Genomic DNA, 16,970 nt, shown 5'->3' with positions numbered 1-16,970 from the left:
CCGCATTCCGGCTTGCGGTGCGAAAAGCGCACGCCGCGCCTGGAGGCGCTCGGCGTCACCAGGCGGCTTCGATTGGATCGAGCCACTGCGCAAGCTCGCGCCGCAATTGGGCCAGGTCGAGCGGCTTGCCGAGCATCCGCGCGCCAGGAATGCTGTCGCCGATCGGCGCATGCACGCCGTAGCCGGACACCAGCAGCACTTGCACGTCCGGCTGTGCGCGCAGGACCGCGCGCGCGAGATTGTCGCCCGACATGCCAGGTAGCGTGATGTCGGTGCACAGGATGTCGTAGCGTTGCGCCGGCACGAGGGGCAGCGCTTCTTCCGCGCTCGCCACCGACGTGCAGTCGAGGCCCAGCGCGCCGAGCAGGCTGCTCAGCGCCTCGCGCGAATCGGCGTCGTCCTCGACGAGCAGCACGTGAGCCGGCGAGCGCGCCGGCTCAGCTTCGGGCGCGACGTCTCGACGAGCTTCATGCCCGCGCGCGGCACCGTCCGGCGTGCCGGCGGTCGGCGTTGAGACGCCCGGCATCTCAACGCCCGGCGTGTCGATGCCCGGCGTATCGACGCCCGGCGTATCGACGCTCGACGGATCGTAGGCCACGGGCGGCACGCACGCAGCGATCTCCCGGTCGGTCATCTTGCCGACATGCGTTGCACCGGCAACCGGCCCTGCCGAGGCGCGCAGCACACTTCGCACCTTGCGTGCGAGATCGTCGCGTCGATACGGTTTCGACAGCAACGTAATGCCGGCATCGAGCTTGCCGTGATGGACGATCTCGTCGCGCGTATAGCCGGACGTGAACAAAGTCGGCACCGCGGGCGAGCGCGCCGCGGCACGCCGCGCCAGTTCGACGCTTTTGATCTTGCCCGGCATCACCACGTCGGTGAACAACAGGTCGATCGGCATGTCGCTGTGGATGAATTCGAGCGCCGCATCGCCACTGGATGCAGTCAGCACCTTGTAGCCGAGTTGCGCGAGCATTTCGACGGCGGTCAGACGCACGTCCGCGTCGTCTTCGACAACGAGGATCGTTTCACCGCCGCCTACCGGGGCAGCGGTCTGATCGACGGTTTCGGGAGTTTCGGGCTCGCAGCAGCGCGGGAAGTACAGCGACACGGTCGTGCCCTGTCCCACCTCGCTTTCAATCAGCGTATGGCCGCCGCTTTGCCGGACAAAGCCGAACACCATACTGAGGCCAAGGCCCGTTCCATGACCGTTCGGCTTGGTCGTGAAGAACGGTTCGAACGCGTGTTCAAGCACCTCTGGCCGCATGCCCGCGCCGGTATCGGTGATGGAGAACACGACATATTCCCCCGGCGACAGCTCCGCGTGGTCGTTGCAAAACGCGGCCTCCAGCACACGGTTCGCGGCACGGACAGTGAGCGTGCCGTCGGCCTTCATCGCGTCGCGTCCGTTGATCGCGAGATTGAGCAGCGCGTTTTCGAGCTGGTTCCGATCGGCCTGCACGTTCCACAGATCGTCGCTCAATACGGTTTTGATCGTGATGGTCTCGCCGAGCGCGCGATGCAGCATCTCGCTCATGCCCGCGAGCAGCCGGCGCGGATTGAGCACCGTCGGCGAAAGCGGCTGGCGGCGCGCGAACGCCAGCAGATGCGCGGCCAGTTTTGCGCCGCGCTTCACGGCATCGGTCGCCGCCGACAAACGGCGCAGCGTTGCGGGATTATCCCCGGCGTCGGCGGCCATCATTTGCAGATTGCCGTTGATCACTTGCAACACGTTGTTGAAGTCGTGCGCGACGCCGCCCGTCAGGCTGCCGATCGCTTCCATCTTCTGCGCCTGGCGCAACTGTTCCTCTGCGAAGGCGCGCGCGGCGACTGCATCCGCAACGCGCTGTTCAAGCGTCTCGGTCAACTGGCGCAGCGACTGTTCGGCGATCTTACGTTCGTGAATGTCGATCAGCACGGCGGGAAACCGGGTGGGCACGCCGTTATCGTCGAATTCGCACTGGCCGTTCGCTTGCACCCACGCGTAGTCGCCATTGGGGCGGCGAATCCGGTACTCGGCGCGAAACGGTTTCCCGCCGGACAGCGCCTTGGTGGTCAGATGTTCGAGCAGCGATTGATCGTCCGGATGGATCATTTTTGTTGCCGCGCGATGATCGACGCCCCGAGCGGCTTCGTCCACCGACAACGAAAAAGTGCGCGCGAAGCGCTCGTCGCCGGTGATCTTTTGGGTGCGCATATCGACGACGCACGTGCCGAGCACGGCACCCGTATTCAGCGCGAGTTGCAGGCGTTCGTTCGTCTCGTGCAGTTCGGCTTCGGCGCGTTGCCGCCAGCGCTCGGTCAACACACGCCCCGTCGTCTCGACAACGATGGCGAGTACGCCCGCAGGCGCGCCGCTGTCGTCTGCAACGGGGCTGTAGTACAGATCCATCCACACGTCTTCGGGTTTGCCTTCGCGCAGCAGCACGAGTTCCTTGTCGCGATACGACAGCGTGCCGCCGGCAAGGCACGTATTCATGACGTGACGATTGAAGTCGGCAACCTCGGGCCAGCCTGTCTCGACGGGACAGCCCAACAGATACGGATGCCGTCCGCCCGCGAAAACCGCGTAGGCGTCGTTGTAAATCATGTGGCCGGCTCTACCCCACAGCAGCACGAGCGGCACAGGCGAGGCAAGCAGCAACTGCACGGTCGCGGTCAGGCTGCGAGGCCAGTTCGGGATCGCGCCGACCTCGGTTGCGGACCAGTCGAATTCGCTGATGCGCCGCGCCATCTCGCCGCTCCAACCAGGACAGCCGTGATCTTGTGCCGGAAATGGCATGCTGCGCTCCACAGGGGTCACATGATGAGTGGGCCTCCAGTCTGCCGGTTCACATAGCACGCGTAAAGGCTTCGCATGTCGCCGGCGCGCTTTCGTCTTCAGTCGCCCATATGCCCTCGCAAGTTTTACCTGCGCAATGTGCCCAAGCGCATCTGGAAGCGGAAAGAAGCGCCGATGCACACACGTCGGAGAGAACTTCAGGTCGTATTCTCCGGCGGTGTTTTTTTACTTTGCGTGAATAACCGTTGCAGCCGCATGTGTCCTTACAGAATGCTTCACACGATAGGCGCGATTCCTGCTGAAGGTCGCTGCTTGCGCACGCGACAACGCGCGCGCCAAGCGCTGGCGAGGACAAGTGCCGCGCCGGCTTCGAATATCGATAAGAGCGGACCGTACAATGGCGAAGAAGCCCGTCGCAACAAACAAGCTGTCCAAACCGCTCAGCAAGCGGGCGAAGAAGCTCCCCGAAGCCGAAGCGCGCCAGCCGCTTCTGATCGCGCGCCGCAACGCGAGAATGGCGCGCTCCGCGCATGCGTATGTGCGAGGCAGCACGAACAGATTCTATGAGTGGCTCGACGGAATCGAAGGGCACGCGCTACCCGAAGGTCCCGCTGTATGGATCTGCGGCGATTGCCATACCGGCAATCTCGGGCCCGTCGCCGATGCCAATGGCCGCGTCGAGATCCAGATTCGCGATCTCGATCAGACGGTGATCGGCAATCCAGCGCACGACCTCATCCGGCTTGGGCTGTCGCTCGCGACGGCAGCGCGCGGCTCCGACCTGCCAGGCGTGACAATCGTGCAGATGATGGAGGCGCTGGCCGACGGCTATGAACGCGCCTTCGACGAAAGCGCGGGCGAGGCCGACATTCACGCGGAGAAACCGGAGGCGGTGCGCGTCGTGATGAAGGAGGCGGTGCGGCGTTCGTGGCGTCATCTCGCTGAAGAGCGTATCGAGGATAGCGAGCCGACTATTCCGCTCGGTTCCCGTTTCTGGCCGCTTGCCAAAAACGAGCGGCGCGAGATCGACGAGCTCTTCAGCAAAACATCGGTTGCCGCACTCGCCACTGCATTGCGGGGCGCGGGCGACGAGGCGGACGTCGAAGTGCTCGACGCCGCCTACTGGGTCAAGGGCTGCAGCTCGCTCGGACGGTTGCGCTACGCGGTGCTGCTCGACATCGACGGCGCCGCAGTGGACGGCGACGATCTGTGCCTGATCGACATCAAGGAGGCAGCACCCGCTGCGGCGCCTCGCTATGCTGGCGTGAGAATGCCACGCGATAACGCGGAGCGAGTGGTGGAGGGCGCGCGGCATCTGTCGCCTTCGCTCGGCGACCGGATGAGATCGGCGCGCCTTGCGGATCGCGCGGTGGTGATACGCGAGTTGCTGCCGCAGGACATGAAACTGACGATCGAGCAACTGACTCGCGACGAAGCGACGAAGGCGGCGCGTTTTCTTGCGCTGGTAGTGGGCAAGGCGCACGCGCGGCAGATGCATTTCGCCGAACGCAAGGCATGGCTCGCCGAGTTGCGCAAGAACCGCTCGAAGACACTCGACGCACCGGGCTGGCTCTGGAAAAGCATCGTGCAACTGGTGAGCAGTCACGCCGCCGGATACCTCGAGCATTGCCGCAAATACGCAACCGGCTCCGACGCCGCCTGAAACGGCCATGACGGCGGTCCAGCAAATCGGGCCGCCGCCGGAATCAGACGCGCGAGCCCGATCGAACGTACGCTAGTTGGACAGCGACAAATACGGCGAACTGAGCGGCGTGGGCGGGAACGGCTGGAGGCCTGTCTGCCTCGTAAAGCTGTAGCGAACGTAGACTGCGGCAAGCCACTCGCGATATTGATAAGCATTGCCGAGCGAAGCCGTTGCGCCGAACGCCAGTTGCGGCGCGAGTTGGTATTCGCCCACGGCGCTCAGCGAATACGACACGCCAGTTTTGCTTTGCGCCGGGTACTGGGCGCCGCTGTCGACACTGCTGCCGATTAGCGCCGCCTGACCCGCAGCCGCCGCTTGCAACGAGCCCGAGCTGCCGAGCGGGAAATAGTTCGATGCGTCCTGCCGGTAGTGCTGCACGCCGATTGATCCTTTCAGGTCATACGTGAACGCACCATTGCGGCCAGTCCATTCGATCGGCAGATTCAGGATCACGTACTGTTGCGGGCTGAAGTAGCCGCCCTGGCCATACGTGAAGTACGACAGGTTCTTGTCGTAGCCCATCAGCGTCGTGTTCACACCGATGGTGAACGTCTGGTCGGCGTCCTTGAAGAGGCGCGTGTAGATGCCGCCGCCGCCTTTCCAGGCGGTGTTCGTCACGACGTTGTGTCCATCGTAGTACTGGAACGCCGCGTTCACGTACAGACCGCTTGTACCGTCGTCCCACGCAAGGCTCGCGAGGCCGCCGGTCGATGTTACGCCGCCCCATTCGAGGCCGGACGCAGCGTCGCGCGTGCCGGCGTAGGACAAGAGACTGTCGGTTACCGCGCGCCGGGCGACGGCGAGCGAATAGGAGACCTTGTCGGTGATGCCACCGTTGTACTGCCCGCCGCCCACTATGTTCGTCTCGCGAAAGCCGATCGGCGTCACGCCGATATCGCCGCTCAGCTTGCGGCTTTCGTAGCCAACTGAAAGTCCCACGCCGCTCGCCGTCTGGCTTCCGTAATTGTTGGTGCCGGCGACGGCCGCCGCCGCCGACGTGCTGTTCGATAGCCCCGCACCGAAACGCGCGAGCGTCGAGACGTTGCCTGCCGCGGTGCCGGCATCCAGCGTGACGGGAGTTGCCGTCACCACGACATGGCCGTTGCCTGCCTTGATGCGGCCTTGGATCGGCGCTTCGATGTCGGTGAGCGTGGACAGGCCGTCCTCGCCGCTGCGATTGCGGAACACGATGCCGCCCGAGACCGTGCTCGCCTGCTCGCGATTGACCTGCGCCAGTTCTTCGGCTACGCCGAGCGTCTGCGTATTGGCGACGTTCGGTTGCGCGTAGTTCGCGCCACCGCTGCCGCTGTTCATGCCCGGCTGTTGCGGGTAATACGCTTGCGCGTAACCACTCGGCGGCTGCGGAATGTAAGGCTGTTGCTGCCCGTAATAGCCCTGATTGCCCTGATTGCCATAGGACTGCTGCTGCGGCGGATAGGGTTGATAGGGTTGATACGGCTGCTGGCCATAAGCCTGCTGCTGCGGATACGACTGGTAAGGCTGTTGCGCGTAGCCTTGCGGTTGCTGCTGTTGCGGATAGGCTTGTGGTCCGTAATACGGTTGCTGTTGCTGTGCGTAACCGGCTGCGTTGCGGCTGTTCTTCGACGCGCTTTGCTTTTTGCTCGCGGTGCGTTTGCCGTTCGTTGAGGCTGCGGTCGTCGAGCCATACGGCTGCGGCTGCATCGCCCCGGCGTTGGCCTGCGCCTCGCGTGCGGCGGGCGACATGGGCCAGGGCGTCGGCGCATAGCCATCGGGTGTGCCGTATTGCTGCTGCATCGGCTGCATCGGAGCTTGCGTCGGCATCTGCGGCTGGGCGGCCTGGTCGTTCTGCCCTGGGTAAGGCTGCAAGGGCGCGCCGGACTGGCTCGAGCCGTAGCTGTCCTCGCCGTAGCCGCCAGCGTCGGCCCCATGGCGAGGCGCGTTATACGGCAGCGCGGCGGGCCCGCTGTTCGGCGTGTAGGGCTGCGCGGGTGCCGCGTAAGGTGCGACGTACGGCGCGGGCTGCATGGGCGGCGGATAGTTCGGCACGGTCTGTGTCGGCAAGGAAGACTGCGAATACGGAAGGGAAGCTCGCGCGGCATTCGAAGAAGCATTGAAGCCGGGCGCTGCGTTATCTGCGTCGGTCGGCGCGAGCGTCGAGGTTTTTCCCTCGAAAGGATTGGTGCCCGGCAGCGGCGTCGCGCCGATACGGCGCATCGCCGCTTCCCAGCCGCGCGGCACGTTGCTCGCCGCGGCATTGCGCGGCGCATTCGCCATCAACGGTGTATTGGCGGCGACCAGCGAGCGTTGCAGATAGGTCGACGCGAGCGACAGCTTGCCTTCCGAGCGATACATGCGGCCGACGGTGGCAAGCACGCCCGGGTCGTTGGGTGCCGCATTCAAGGCCTGCGACGCCAGCGATTCGGCGTAGCTGAACTGCTTCGCACCAGACGCGGCGGAAATCGCCGCCTGCAGCAGATTGAGGTCGTCGGGCTTGCGCCGCAATGCAACGCGATAGCTTTCGAGCGCGTTGCGGTCGTCGCCCGCCGACGCATACAGGCGGCCCAAAGCAGCCTGCAGATCGGGATTGTCGGGCATCGCCGCGAGCCACGGTGCGATCACGTCGTAGGCGCTGGCGAGGTCGCCACGCTGGCGCACGGCGTCGCATTGTTTGATGACGATGCCGAGATTCAGATTGCCGAAGTCGGTGCGCTGCTGCGGCGTCAACTGCATCGACGACAGACGGCGCATCACCATGCCGAGCTCTGCTTGCTGCTGCGTGGCCGACAGAATGCCCGCGTATTGCAGCAGCAGGTCGGTGTTGCCGGGTGCCGCGTTCATCGCGCCGCGCACCAAGCTCAGCGCGCGGTTCGGATCGCCGGCCTGCTGGTATGCCGCCGCGATTACGCCGATCAGTTCAGGACTGTTCCCCGCCACCGGCTCGGCCGCATGCAAGGTTGCGAGCGCCTGTTGGGTCTGACCGCTGCGCGCCATGCGCGTGGCGAGTTCGGCTTGCTGATGCACCCATAGCCGATGCTGCAACGCCGCCATCGCGTCGGTGCGCTGTGCGGCGGGAATGCGTTCGAGTTGCGCGAGACCGGCTGACCAGTCCTGCGTTTCCGCCGACAGCAGCGCGCTCGCATACAGCGCATCGGTCATGTCAGGATGCGCGGCAAGCAGGCCGTCCATCATGCTGCGCGCGTTCGCGACCGCGCCTTGGCGCACGTAGATACGTGCAAGGTCCAGACGCAGCCACGGGTCGTCGGGCGTGTTGAGCAGCGCGTCTTCGAAGAGACTGCGTGCGCTGCCCAGATCGCCGTGCGCTTCGGCCGCGCGCGCCTGAGCTGCCTGCGCTTCTCCGCGCAGACGGTTGATGCCGCCTGCCTTCGACTGCTGTTCCGCGTTCAGTCGATTGGCGAACTGCAACGCTTCGTCGCCGCGACCTTGGGCGGCCAATGCGCCGACGAGTCCGCGAATTGCGTCGGGGTTGTCTGCCTGGCGGCGCAGCGCCATCCTGTATGCCTGTTCGGCGCCAGCCGCGTCGCGGTTCGCAAGCAGCATTTCACCGAGCAGCACTTGCGCGGTGACATCTGACGGATTCATCGCGATGGCGCGTTCGAACAGCGACTTTGCCTTCGCGAATTCGCCGTTGCTGCGAGCGCCGATTGCGTCGCTCGTGTAGGTCCAGTACGTCGCGCTATCCAGCGCGGTCTTCCAGCGAGCCGGGTTGCCGTTGCGCGAAGCGCGCTCCAGATAGTTGCGCGCTTCGGCGAAGTGCTCCTGCTTGAGCGCGGCAATGCCCATGCCGCCAAGCGCGTCGGTGTCGTTCGGACTAGTAGCCAGTACCGACGAAAATTTCGCGCGCGCCGTGGCCGCGTCGTTGCGATCGAGTGCGGCGAAGCCCTCGGCGACGGTGCGCCCGCGTGCGTCGACGGACGCGTTTTCCTGCGCGCGCTCACGTGCCGCCTTGTCCTGCTGCACCATCGAATCGAAGCGCGCCTTGACCGCGGCGTCGTCGTTCGCGCTTTGCAAATACGCCTGGTACAGCGCAGCGTCCGAAGGCCGCGCGTCGAGCCAGAGCAGTGCCTGCCGCCAGCTCTTCTTCGCCGCCGCGCCCACCGTGCTGTCGCCGGCAAGCTTTTGCAGCCGCGCGATACCGTCGCGGCGCGTGACGTCGCGATAGGTCAGATGCTGAGCGTAGGCGAGTGCGTAACGTGGATCGTCCGGGTTATCACGCGCGAGTTGTTCGAGGCCGCGACGCGCCTGATCCCAGCCTTGCGGCGTAGCCGACAGCGCCTGGTAGTACTCGAGCTGCAACGCCGGCGTGGCGGGCTTGCCGCTCAACGCGCGCTGATACTCCTGCACGGCGCTCGCGCTCTGGCCGCTTTGCGCGAGCCGCCGCGCGTCGTTCACGGTCTGGTCGCGCAGGCTCGATTCACCGAGCCGCCGGCCCAGTTCATCGAGGCTCGGGTAGTTCGGCGCCACCGCCTTCAGACGTGACAGATACTGCTGTGCGCCCGCGCCGTCCTTGCGGTCGGCGAGCACCATGCCCATTCCGAACAACGCGTCGGGCTGTTTCGGGTCGATGCGCAACACCTTCAGCCACGCCTGCTCCGCGAGGTCGCCGCGTTGATGCGATTGCCAGTACTTGCCCTGATCGATCAGCACGCCCATTGGATCTTTCGACCCTGGTGCCGGCGCCTGAGCCAACGCGTCGGGTGCGGCCGCCGCGAGGCAGCAGGCGAGCGGCAGGCTCAGCGCGAAGCGCATTGACAACGCGAGGGCGCTCAATCGCATGCGCTTCTCCAGCTGGGCACGAGACGTCCGTTTTCGTCGAAGCGATAGCGCCCGTCGATAAAGCCCGTGCCGAACAGGCCCAGCACCCTGTCGTAGTAAACAGGCTCGCGGCCAGGCACGCTGGCGTCGAGCGCGGCCAGATGCGTGCGCGCGAGGCCGAGGCCGTGCGCGTCGCCGAGCGCCTTGAAGTACGGCGCAAGCGCGGCCCAGTAGCTAAGCGGGCCTTCGCCGCTCGCCGAGCCGTTGGTCGACGACACCTTCTCCGGTGGGAAGCCGTTTTGCTGGACCTTCGCACGCATGCCGCCGAGCGCGGCGAGCCACGGCTTCGCAAGCGGATCGGCAGGCGAGGCCATGCCTGCCCACAGATAGACGCGGATCGCGTCGTAGCTGCCGGTGTCGCCGCTTTTCGGGTCGACCACGAACTGGCCGTTTTGCCACGCCGCCCAGTCGGGTGCGAAGCCTTGCGGCGCTGTTGTCTTGACGAGCTTGTAGGCGCTGTCGGCGAGCTTCGCCCACGGGCCGTTCGGCACCTCATGGGCAAGCGCGCGCAGCACGGGCAGCGGCAGGTAGCTCGGATTGAGGCGCGTCACGCCGCCACTTTTGAAGCCTTCGGGCCCCGGCAGCAGCATCGGACCGATGCCCGCCAGGTTCGTCATCTCGTCACGCGCGATGCGCGCCGCGAGCGCCTGGCCGAGCTGCGTGTAGCTCGCGTCATGCCACAGGCGCCCGGCCTGCAGCAGATCGTAGGCGATCCACAAGTCGGAGTCCGACGCGGAATTCGGATCGAGCACGCCGTAAGAGCCGTCCGCTTTCCTGCCCCATTGCCAAGACGGCAAGCGCAGGTTTTGCGGATCGAATTGATTGCCCGCGAGGTTGGTGCGCGTCCAGTTCAGAAGCCGGTCGAACGTGGCGCGGTCGTTCGCAACGAGTGCGAAGAAGAGGCCGTACGACTGGCCTTCGGAGGTGGTCTGCTGGGTAGGCGTGGAGTAATCGATCACGCGACCGTCGGCCTGCACGAAGCGCTCGACGAAAGTGCGATAGCCAGCCCAGTCGCCGCACGCGCCGGGCGCGGCTGCATTCTGCGCGACCTTCAGGACGTTCGCGCACGCCGCCGATGCCGCGACGCCCAGCGCCAGCGAGAGCGCCAATTTCACACCTTGTTTTCTGTTGATTCGAACCCGCATGTCAGTCCTGTTAGTCCTTCAAACGGCGCGCCGCAACCGAGCGCAGCATCCGGTAGAACAGCGCCGCGATGATCAGCGCCGCGAGCACGCCGCCCAGCATCAGCAACAACGGATGCGACGAGAGTGCCCAGCGCAGATACTCCTGCGGCGACAAATGGCCGACATAGTACGCGTCGCCGTTCGACGTGATCGTGACCGTGCGGCCGTGGATCACGGCCATTGCGCCTTGAATCTCCGGCAGCACGTCGGCGTCGAGCAGGGCGGCCGACAGATCGGCGTCCGACTGCCCGGCCGCGCTCACGAGAGCCACCGCGCTGCGGGTCTTTTTCAGCGGCGATTCGAAGCCGGTCAGGAGCGCGTCGCCGTTCGAGCTGACGAGCGTGAGGTCGGCGCGCGCGGGCAGGCGCTCGACGCCGCGCTCGCCATGCCACCAGTCCTCGAGTTTGAAGACGATGTCGGACAGCTGGAAGGTGCGCGAGTCGCCGTCGCTCGAAAACGGCATCGACTTGGCCCAGCGTTGCAGCAGCGGTTGCTTGCCGGGCGCGCCGAAAATCAGCAGGTCCTTGTCGACGTATTTGTCGACGTCGTCGGCGGTGCCCACTGTCACGCCCGCGACCGGATAGCCGGTCGATGCGCCCATGCGTCCCATGGTCAGCAGGTAGAGGCTGTAGTCGCTCGAGTCGGCGTCGTTCGGCAGGATCACCGCCGTTTCCGACAGATCCGCCATGCGCGTGAACGGAAAGCCGCTGTTCGCGAACGCCGCGAGATCGGGCAGCGCCATGTAGTGGGGAAACGACGACAGGTCGATCGTCGAATTCGGATCGACCGCGCCGATCACGTTCTCAAGCAGTCGCCCATGACATTCGCCGGTATTCGGAATGTCGTAGTAAAAGTGCAGGCGCAGTTGCGCGCGCGGGGTCAGCAGCAGCGGCGGAATATGCAGCGTGCGGCGCGCCTCGGCCGTCTTGTCGGGCAGCACGCGCGCGAAATAATGGCTCAGGTCGAATACCGAACTGGACTCGGCCGGAATGGGCAGCGCCTGCACGAAGCCGTTGTTCACGCTCACGTTCAACGACGAGCGGTCGCGCTGCGGACGCACCGTGTAGCGGTAGCGCAGGTCGATCGGCGCGCCCTTGGTATGCCACATGAACAGGTCGGGCGGTACGCGCAGATTCACGTGGACCGCGTCGGCGTCGTAGCCCGACACGGTCAGGTCGCGCGCGTCGGCAAGCTCGCCGAAGCGCACCGGGCGATGCGTGGGCAGCCAGTTGGGCGCGTCGTAGGGCGCGCGCTTCGCAAGTTCGGTGAGGCGCGTAATCGTCACGCTTTGTCCGGTCAGCGTGTTCTGTCCGATACCGAGCGCGCGCGCGGCGATCTTCAATTCGGCGTCGGTGCGTCCCAGCACCAGCAGCAGCTTGCCGCGCGCCGGCGCTTCGCGGTCGACCACGGCGATGGTCGGGCCGGAGATGGCTGGAATCGTGACGCCGGCGGGGCGCTGGTCGTCGGTGGCGAACAGGACGGCGTTGCCCGACAGCGGCACGTTGTCCTGCTGCGCCGGGAACAGCGCACCGCGATAGCCCGCGAGCGCGCCGAACCACGAGGCCACGATGCCGCCTGCCTCCAGCGTGCCGGCTGTCGGCTTCTGCGGAAACACGAACGGCAGTTCGAGGCGCCGCACGTCGCGTCGGTCGAAGAACGGTTGCGGCAGGGCCGCGAGATCCGGCTTGCTGGCAAGCGACGCGTACGTCAGATCCAGCGAGCTTGCATTGCTGACGGTGGCCCACAGCGACGAGTTCGCCGGGTCCTCGCAACTCGCCGTGTAATGCCCGATCAACTGCACGTTCAGGTGATTGAATTCGGTGACGAAGCGCGGATCGAGCGACACGTCGCGCGCGACCAGCATGCCGGCCTGGTCGCGCGGCACGGGCAGCGTTGCCGCGACCTCGCCGTTTACCAGCACCTTGAGTTGCGAGATGTTCGGCAGCAGGGCGGGCGAGTAGCTGTAGATCAGATGCAGGATCGCGCCCGTTACCACCTCGTCGCCGCGCACCGAGAACGCGACGCCGTTCTGGCCGTCGGTGCCGCGCAACTGCAGCGGATCGAGCGCGCCCAGGTCGGCGAACGTGAGCGTCTGGCGACGGCCGCCCGGCACCAGCGTGCCCGGTTCGGCGGTGGTCGGCGTCTTGACGCCCAGCGCTTTTACCGCCGACGCGGCGAGCGCCGGCGTGGGCGTCGCCAACGGCGCTTGCGCGATCATCGCCGGGTCGTAGGGTACGGCGGGGCTCGGCGCGGGGCCGTTGCCCGTGCCGGTTGCATGTGTTGCCGTGTTCCCAGCCGCCGCTGCGGGCGGCGTTGCCTGCGCTCGAAGCGCGGCTTGCGTGGGCGGTGCGGCTGTGTCGGCTGCGTTGGCCGTGTATGCCTTTCCGGCGGTGCCCGACGCCGCAGCGGCCGCTTCGGCCACCGACGCGAGCGGCGCGGCCAATGCGGTCTGCAACGCGAGCCAGCACACGACGCCGCGCGTCAGCCGTGAAGAGCGAGGGCGCTGCGCGTCGCGGCGCTGCAAGTTTGTGTCACTGTGCGACTCGTAACGCTGCTGATTCGAGCGTTCGATGCTTCCCTTCGCCATCCAGTTGCGCATAGATCAGTCTTTGGTTTTTAGCTTCTTGACGTCCACTGGACGGCTTTTCATCGAGCTTCGCAGGTCGTTGTAGAGATGCTCGAAGAGGCCTGCGATGCCGCGCACGCCCACCGTCAGCACGTGCGAGAGCCCGCGCAGCGGCGTGTCCTGCTGGCGCCCCTCGGCCCAGCCGGTCCAGGCGTCGGCGCGTGCAAACGTGGTCTTGACGAACTCGTATTCCTGCTCGCGCGTCATAGCGGAAAAGCGCAGGCCGACCCGGCCCGGCGCCGTGAAGCCGACCGTGGCGGGGAACGCGTATTCCTCGTCGCCGCGAAAGAGCGATACGGTGACGCGCTCGTGCATCGGCACCTGAATGGCCGCGGGCAGAGCGACACCTACGCCGCCTTCCGAGTAGTCAATGGTCTTGCAGGCGAGCGTGCGGCCCGTGGAGAACTTGAGCATGACCGGCATTTCCATCGCCACGCGATGCACCGCGCGAATCTGCCGGCGCTCGCTCGCGGCAGCCACGCTTGCGCCGAGAATCAGCATGTTGTACGTGGTCCAGCCGAGGTTCAGCACGGTGGTCTGCACGATGCTAGGGGTATGCCAGTTCAGATAGATATGCACGACACCCACGCAGAAACCGATCAGGTTCAGCAACAGCAGGAACAGATACGGCCGCGAGATCGCCCAGTCGAAATAGTTCTTCTCGATCTGGCCGCCCTTGGCCGTCACGTTGAACTTGCCGAGCTTCGGGTTGATGAGCGCGAGCAAGGTGGGCGCGGTGATATACGACGCCAGCACCGATTCATATACCTCGGCCCAGAACGAATGGCGGAACGAGCGCTGCATGCGCGAATTGGTAATGCTCGCGTGCATCATGTGCGGCAACGCGTAGATGGCGATGGTGCTCGCGGCGGCTTCGATCACATGCGCGCCGAAGAACAGATACGACAGCGGCGCGGTGAGAAACACGAGACGCGGGATGCCGTAGAAGAAGTGCATCATCGCGTTCAGATAGCAAAGCCGCTGGCCGAACTTCAGGCCCTTGCCGGTGAGCGGATTATCGATCCGGAAGATCTGCGTCATGCCGCGCGCCCAGCGAATCCGCTGGCCGATGTGGCCCGACAGGCTTTCGGTCGCGAGCCCCGCGGCTTGCGGAATCGCCAGATACGCTGTGGTGTAGCCGAGACGGTGCAGTTTCAGCGCGGTGTGAGCGTCTTCAGTCACGGTCTCCACCGCGATGCCGCCGATCTCCTCGACCATCGTCCGGCGCAGCAGTGCGCATGAACCGCAGAAGAACGTGGCGTTCCACAGATCGTTGCCGTCCTGTACGAGACCATAGAACAGTTCGCCTTCGTTCGGCACTTTGCGGAACGTGCCGAGGTTGCGCTCGAACGGGTCGGCGGAGAAAAAGTGGTGCGGCGTTTGCAGCATCGACAACAGCTTGTCGCGCAGGAACCAGCCAAGGCCGATCTGCAGGAACGAGCGCGTCGGAATGTGATCGCAATCGAAAATGGCGAGGTATTCGCCCTTGGTGATCTTCAACGCTTCGTTGATGTTGCCGGCCTTCGCGTGGCGGTTGTGCGTGCGGATCGTCCAGTTGACGCCGACTTCCTCGCAGAACGCCTTGAACTCGGGACGGCGGCCGTCGTCCAGCACGTGGATGGACAGCTTTTCGGCCGGGTAGTCCAGCGCGAGCGCCGCGTAGATGGTCGGCTTGACCACCGAAAGCGGCTCGTTATAAGTGGGAATGAAGACGTCGACGGTAGGCCAATCGCTGCGCGAGGCGGGCAGCGGCATTGGCTTGCGCTTGAGCGGCCATGCGGTCTGAAAGTAGCCGAGCAGCAGCACGAGCGTCGAATAGACTTCCGCCGACACGAGCAGCAGACCCCACGCGGCGTCGAGCGGATGCTCCCAATAAGTTGTCGACGTCAGCCGCCAGTACATATAGCGGCCCGACGTGACCACCGAGAGCATGATCATCACCATCGTCGCGTAACGGCCTTGCAGGCGGCGAAACAGCAGCGCGGTGACGAAGCAGCAGGTGGCGAACGTGAGTTGTTCGTAGAAAGCAAGCGGCACCGTGAAAACGAAGTACAGCATCACGAGTGCGAACAGCGTGACGAGACCGGTGACGATGCGGCTATTCCAGAAGCGTGCGTCGACAAAGCGTTCGAACCGCGACGGCTCGCTCGCTTCAATGCCTTCGGGATGAGTCGTGCTCATGCGACATTCCTTGGCGAGACAGCGATCGCGTCGACCGCCGACATCAGCCACGTGCCGCACGCGCGGAAGTCGGCGGCGGCCTGGCTAAGCGGATCGTAGTGGATGAGCGTGGTGTCGCAGGCGAGTGCTTCGCTCACTCCTTCGTCGAGATGGATCACGCCGGGAAAGAGTTTCTCGCCGAGCAGCTGGCGCAGAACCTTGAGTACGTCTTTGGTCAGCTGGCGCGACTGGTCGATCTGATTGACCACGTATCCCACGCCGCCGAACTCGGCGCGTGGCGCCGCGTAGGTGTCGATCAGCCGCTCCATTTGCGGGATCGCCGCGTAAGAAGCGGCGTCGGCCAGCACCACGTTCAGCGCGAAGGTGGCCGCGCACAACGCGGCGCGCACATACGCGGACGAACCCGGCGGTGTGTCCACCACCACGACGTCGGATGCTTCGAGCCTCAAGCTGCGCAGCGCATGCGCGAGCCAAAGCGGGTCCTGGTCGACATGCGCCTCGAAGCGGCGGCGGTCGTCTTCCAGTACCGCGCCGTATGGCAGCACCGTGACGCCGTCGACGCCGTCGAACATGACCGACTGCCATGCGTCGCCGGTCAGCGTGGCACGCGAGATACCGTCGATGCTGTCGAGCGGCACGCCGAAGTGCAGACGCAGCGCGTTCTGCGGATCGAGGTCGAGCGCGATCACACGCCGGCCGCTCGCGGCGAGCACTGAAGCGAGGTTCGCGGCGAGGGTCGTCTTGCCGACGCCGCCCTTGGCGGACACTACCGCAATGACTTTCATGAGCGACGAGGGCGGTTGACGAGCCACGAGTTGGACTCGGCGGGTTCGGCGCTGCCTGCGGACGCCGCGGCTGCGCGCGGCGTGCCGCGCAGGCGGTCGAAGAGCGATTGCAGCGGGACCGCTTGCGTGGCGGCCGCGGCCGTGTGGAGCGGCGCGGTCTCCGCTTGCGAGCTGAACAGTTTGCCGAGGATCGACGTGGGTTGCGAAGCTGCCATGGACGTTGGCGTAGACATGAAGGGCTGCGTGCGGGCCGAGGCGGAAACGGGCGCGAGCGGCGCGAGAGATGCGATCCTGACTGGAGGGACGACGGCAGCCGCCGGCTCGACCTGTCTCGTTGCCGGTGAGACCGGAGACGAAGCCGACGATGCGAGCGACGACGAAACCGGCATCGAAGCAGCATCCGCCGCCTTCGAAGCCGATGCCTGCGCGACCTCGCCATGCGTTTCGGGTACACCGAAACGCGATGCGCCGCGCGGCGCGGCCGGCGTTGCCGCGGCCACGGCAACCGGCGGAATGTCGCGCCGATGCGAGCGCGTGAAAAGCGGTGCCTTTGCGCGCGTCACCGAGGCCGCGTCTTTCGGCGCGGCCGGGTCCTGACGCTCGATGGCAAGCGCGGTGGCTTCATCGGCCACCGGTTGAGGTCTTGCTTGCGCGCGCTGCCCAATTGGGGGAATCAGCGGCTGCTTGAGATCGAGCGTCACCAGCAACGGCCAGCGCGTGCGCGCCGAATGCGCCTCGTTCTCGCGTCCGATCTCCTGGTACGCGTTGGCGTCGCCGCCGAAGTGATCGAATAATTTTTCGATGTCGCTTGAGGAACTCATGTTGCCGCCATTCATTTAGTGCTTTACGTTGCCCGGTCCTTACTTCCGGTCGCGGCGCAAACCCAGTG

At 65.6% G+C, this 16,970-nt stretch carries 8 protein-coding genes; 1 reads left to right on the top strand and 7 read right to left on the bottom strand.

Annotation, left to right across the window (positions count from 1 at the left end; translation table 11 throughout):
- Positions 1 to 55: 55 nt before the first annotated feature.
- Positions 56 to 2,785 carry a response regulator gene (locus BCA01S_RS05105; RefSeq protein WP_027775998.1) on the bottom strand — a complete coding sequence of 910 codons (2,730 nt, stop codon included), beginning with the start codon at positions 2,783 to 2,785 and terminating at the stop codon, positions 56 to 58.
- A gap of 397 nt (positions 2,786 to 3,182) precedes the next feature.
- Between BCA01S_RS05105 and BCA01S_RS05100 the strand changes: the two genes are divergently transcribed.
- Positions 3,183 to 4,448 (top strand): DUF2252 domain-containing protein, encoded by a 1,266-nt coding sequence (locus BCA01S_RS05100; RefSeq protein WP_027775997.1) that lies wholly within the window; start codon positions 3,183 to 3,185, stop codon positions 4,446 to 4,448.
- A 72-nt stretch (positions 4,449 to 4,520) separates the two neighbouring features.
- Here BCA01S_RS05100 and BCA01S_RS05095 read toward each other — a convergent pair whose 3' ends face one another.
- Genes BCA01S_RS05095 through bcsP form a run of 6 tightly spaced genes read right to left on the bottom strand, consistent with a single transcriptional unit; the run spans position 4,521 to position 16,902 of the window.
- Positions 4,521 to 9,266 carry a cellulose synthase subunit BcsC-related outer membrane protein gene (locus BCA01S_RS05095; RefSeq protein WP_027775996.1) on the bottom strand — a complete coding sequence of 1,582 codons (4,746 nt, stop codon included), beginning with the start codon at positions 9,264 to 9,266 and terminating at the stop codon, positions 4,521 to 4,523.
- Positions 9,257 to 10,450, bottom strand: a complete 1,194-nt coding sequence (gene bcsZ / locus BCA01S_RS05090; RefSeq protein ID WP_027775995.1) for a cellulose synthase complex periplasmic endoglucanase BcsZ — start codon at positions 10,448 to 10,450, stop codon at positions 9,257 to 9,259. The genes BCA01S_RS05095 and bcsZ overlap by 10 nt, the downstream gene beginning before the upstream one ends.
- A gap of 10 nt (positions 10,451 to 10,460) precedes the next feature.
- Positions 10,461 to 13,088: a cellulose biosynthesis cyclic di-GMP-binding regulatory protein BcsB gene (bcsB, locus tag BCA01S_RS05085; protein ID WP_027775994.1), complete on the bottom strand. Its 2,628-nt coding sequence runs from the start codon at positions 13,086 to 13,088 to the stop codon at positions 10,461 to 10,463.
- Positions 13,089 to 13,091: 3 nt separating this feature from the next.
- Positions 13,092 to 15,296 carry a UDP-forming cellulose synthase catalytic subunit gene (gene bcsA, locus BCA01S_RS05080; protein WP_027775993.1) on the bottom strand — a complete coding sequence of 735 codons (2,205 nt, stop codon included), beginning with the start codon at positions 15,294 to 15,296 and terminating at the stop codon, positions 13,092 to 13,094.
- Positions 15,293 to 16,081, bottom strand: coding sequence for a cellulose biosynthesis protein BcsQ (gene bcsQ, locus BCA01S_RS05075; protein ID WP_027775992.1), 789 nt, complete (start codon positions 16,079 to 16,081; stop codon positions 15,293 to 15,295). The genes bcsA and bcsQ overlap by 4 nt, the downstream gene beginning before the upstream one ends.
- Positions 16,078 to 16,902, bottom strand: coding sequence for a cellulose biosynthesis protein BcsP (gene bcsP, locus BCA01S_RS05070; RefSeq protein ID WP_042318086.1), 825 nt, complete (start codon positions 16,900 to 16,902; stop codon positions 16,078 to 16,080). The genes bcsQ and bcsP overlap by 4 nt, the downstream gene beginning before the upstream one ends.
- Positions 16,903 to 16,970: the final 68 nt, after the last annotated feature.

It is taken from the genome of Paraburkholderia caledonica NBRC 102488 (assembly GCF_000685095.1).
Classification (GTDB): Bacteria; Pseudomonadota; Gammaproteobacteria; order Burkholderiales; family Burkholderiaceae; genus Paraburkholderia; species Paraburkholderia caledonica.
The sequence above is the reverse complement of the archived record's forward strand: the minus strand, read 5'-3'. Positions and strand labels throughout refer to the sequence as shown.